We start from the raw sequence: 3,670 nt of genomic DNA on the forward strand, positions 1-3,670 counted from the left end.
GAGTAGAATTCGGAAGGAATTTTACGGCGTGTGGGCTCGTGACCCACCTTCGAGATCGCGAGGAGCCAGGCTCATGAATTCTCACCGAACAGATTCCAGGGTTTTCCAGGGGCTCGCGCTCGCCGCGGCGACGATCCTCGTGCTGACGGTCGCCGGGCAGGTCGTGGCGCAGGCCCCGCCGCCGCCGCCGCCGCCCGGCGCCGGAACGGTCGCCCCGCCCCCGCCGCCGCCACCGCCGCCGCCGCCTTCGGGCGCGGCCGTGACGACCGCGGCGCCCGCTGACGCGGCGCTCGCGCTCGACCCGCTCAAGGAGCGCGAGATCATCGACGCCATCGTCGAGGGCAAGCGCTCGGTCGGCGCGCTGGACCTGCAGACCGGCCAGATCCAATTCGAGCAGGCGTTCGCGAAGTGCGACGAGTACGGGGTCAAGGGCAAGCTGCTCGCCCGCGTCTACATGGCGCTCGGCGCGCTGTACGCCGGCTTCCTGCAGGCGATCCCGCAGGGCACCGAGTTCATGCGCCTCGCGCTGACGACCGATCCAACGGTCGAGCCGGAGCGCGAGCTCGTGAACGAGACCGTCAAGGCCACCTTCCAGATGGTGCGCGAGCGCCTCGGCATCGTCGGGCCGGCGAAGATGGATCAGGCGGGCGGCCAGGGGATGCAGGGCGGCTTCTGGGTGATGAAGCACAACCGCGTCGTCCAGGCGAAGCGCATGTACCCGCTCGGCCTCTACATGGAGACCAACCCGATGGTCGCCGTCCAGTCGGCGCGCCTCTACTTCCGGCTGCCGTCCGACCAGAACTACCAGGTCGCGGAGATGCAGCGGAACAAGAGCATGTACGGCCTGCTCATCGGCTGCGACGCCATCGCCCTGCTCGACCCGGAAGCGATCTACTACTACATCGAGGTCGTGGGCGGCGACGGCTCGATCATCGCGGCCGAAGGCTCGCTGAGCGCGCCGGTCGAGATCAAAATGATCGACGACACCCTCTTCCAGGGCGCGCAGCCGGTCCTGCCCGGCATGCCCGAGCCGCCGAAGTGCAACCCGGACGACGCCGCGCCGTGCCCGCCGTGGGATCTGCACTGCCACGACATCCCGTGCGACGTCGACGAGGACTGCGTGGGCGGCAAGATCTGCTCCGAGAGCTACTGCGTCGAGGGCGGCGAAGGCGGCGAGGGCGGCGGCGGCGAGAAGGGCATCAAGGCGCTCGGGCTCAGCTTGTACTTCGGTCTCGGCATGGGCGCCGGCATCGTCGGCGGCCGGCCGGAGATCGCCGTCGACGAGTGGGACGTCGAGCACGAAATCGATCTCGCAAGCGGCCTCTCTCCGTCGTGGATGTTCATGCGCGCGGGGCTCGGCTGGCTCTTCCTCGATAGGTTCGAGATCGGCGCCTGGGTCAGGTTCCAGAACATCTCGAGCGACAGCATGCGGATCGCGGGCCTGGGCTCGAAGGAGGAGAACGGGCCGATGTTCGGCCTCCACGGGCTGTTCTACTACTTCGGCGACGGCAGGCTGATGGGCCCCGGACAGCTCGTGGGCGAGGACAAGAAGCTCGAGGACAAGCAGGGGCTGCGGCTCTACGCCAAGATCGAGTTCAACTTCTTCGGCGCGACGTACCACGAGATCAAGCTCGCCTACACGACCACGCAGGGCGGCGAGGAGGAGCACCAGATCAAGCGGCAGCGCGCCTCCGGCATGCAGGCGTTCGGCCTGGGACCCGGCATCCTCTATGGCCTGCACAAGTACATCGACGTGGGCGGCGAGCTCCTGTACGACTACGTCGGCATGGGCACCGACACGTGGGCGCACAACTTCGACTTAGTCATTTTCCTCCGCGCGCATTTCTAACCAATTTCGACTAGAATCGGCCCGACGCCGGGGTGGCGGAATCGGCAGACGCAGGGGACTTAAAATCCCCCGGGCGAAAGCTCGTACGGGTTCGACCCCCGTCCCCGGCACAAGAAATTAGCAGTAGTTCTCGACCATTGCCTTCTCCGCCTGAGCGCTGGTGCCCACCTGGTGCCCACGCTCGCCGCAGTGCCCGTCCGACGCGACCACCTCTGCCCGAGCGCCGAGCATGGCGATGATCCGCTTGTCCGGATCCGTCTCTCGCGCTGCGGCGGCGACGACAGGCTCCGGCAAGTCGCGCCTGTGGGCATCGGCGACGTGTACGTAGCGCACGGTCTCATCGATCTGTTTGTGCCCCATCCACGCCTGCAGCCGCCAGGGGTTCACGCCGAACAGCGCCGCGTGTGTCCCGAAGGAGTGCCGCAGAACGTGCCAGGTGCGGTGGAGATATCGGTCGGCCTTCAAGCCGGCGCGATCGCAGATGCGGTAGATCGTGTGCTTGGTCTGGTTGTCCGACAGCGGCGAACCGTCTTCGTTGCGCACGACATAGCCAGAGCGAACAACGCTCAGCCCCTTCAGCGCGTTGAACAGCGTACTGGTCATCGGCACAACGCGCCTGGTCCGTCCTTTCGGCGTTCCGGTCACTCCGTGTCGCGTCTGCTGGTTCACCGTGATCGTCTGGCTGGCGAGGTCGACGTCCTCTTTCCAGCGTAGCGCCCTCACCTCGCCGATGCGCAACCCGGCCTCACCGGCCAGGCACGCCGCGACGTACCACTCGTACCCTTCCTCTCGTGCCGCTGCGAGGAGCCGCACGTACTCGTCGATTTCCCAGCTGACAATCTCCGGCGCTTCCACCCGGAAGAGCCCGATGCGCGGTGCGTGGTCGATCACCTCCGCCTCCACCGCGTACTTCAACGCTTTGGAGAGCACGACCAGGATGTTGTTGATGCGCTTCTCCGACTGCCGCCCGGATAACACGAGGCGAGCGCGGAACTTCGCGATCTCCGCCACCGTGATCTGGTTGAGCCGGAGCTCTCCGAACTCGTCCTTCAAGTGGTGCTTGTAGATGCTCAGCTTGGCTTCGACTTCGCTCGGCTTGTTCTTCCGCCCGACCACCCACTCTTTCCAGAACCGGCCAGTGAACCACTCGGCGAAGGTCGGCACCTCCTTCTCTCCAAACGCGCCGTCGAGTAGTCGCTGTCGTACAAGACGCTCGTACTCCTCGGCGCCACGCTTGGTGTTGACCGGCGATTTGAGCCGGTACCGTCTATGTTCGTAGCGCAGGTCCACCCACCACGAACCTTTCAATTTGCGTGTCGTCATTGGCGTTCCTCCAAAGCCGACACACGGTTTCCCTCGAGCCAATTAGATAAAGCCAATCGCGAAAAACGCAACCGGTTAGACACGCGGAAAAACGGAATTCGTCTCGCTTCGACCATGGCGTACACGCCCTTGGTCGTGAGCCTGAGCCACTCGGCGACTTCTTCTACTGTCAATAAACGCTCAGCGCGGCTATCCACGCCGGTTTCGCCACCAGAGATCCGATTGGGAGGTTCCGACTTGGCGTCGCCCATGGTCTCCTCTCTGTTGTTCGTTCGGTGTTTGCACACCGAGAGGTTGGCAGACGAAATCCGGGGCAAAGAGCGGGGCGTCGTCAGGTTCTTGTCGCCGGGACTGTCGCGAAGACGCTCGCGGGACGGCTGGTCCCGGGTCCGCCTCCATCTCGAGGCCGCGGCCGATCACGAAGCTGGAGAGCCCCGCTCTTCCCCCCGGGCGACTCGCGCGTTTCTCCGGCGCATCCGGTCGAGGGGCGGCGCTAAT

At 65.5% G+C, this 3,670-nt stretch carries 3 protein-coding genes and 1 tRNA gene; 2 read left to right on the forward strand and 2 right to left on the reverse strand.

The features are described 5' to 3' along the window. The first annotated feature begins 73 nt into the window (after nt 1-73). Nucleotides 74-1,849, forward strand: coding sequence for a hypothetical protein (locus M0R80_31635; GenBank protein ID MCK9464194.1), 1,776 nt, complete (start codon nt 74-76; stop codon nt 1,847-1,849). A gap of 26 nt (nt 1,850-1,875) precedes the next feature. Next, nucleotides 1,876-1,959: transfer RNA gene (locus M0R80_31640), tRNA-Leu, on the forward strand. 7 nt (nt 1,960-1,966) lie between these two features. Here the strand turns inward: M0R80_31640 and M0R80_31645 are convergent. Further along, a complete protein-coding gene (locus M0R80_31645) occupies nt 1,967-3,172 on the reverse strand; it encodes a site-specific integrase (GenBank protein ID MCK9464195.1) in 1,206 nt (401 codons plus the stop codon). After that, nucleotides 3,169-3,423, reverse strand: a complete 255-nt coding sequence (locus tag M0R80_31650) for a helix-turn-helix domain-containing protein (protein MCK9464196.1) — start codon at nt 3,421-3,423, stop codon at nt 3,169-3,171. The genes M0R80_31645 and M0R80_31650 overlap by 4 nt, the downstream gene beginning before the upstream one ends. Between the last annotated feature and the right edge of the window lie 247 nt (nt 3,424-3,670).

The organism is Pseudomonadota bacterium, assembly GCA_023229365.1.
Taxonomy (GTDB): Bacteria; Myxococcota_A; Polyangia; order JAAYKL01; family JAAYKL01; genus JALNZK01.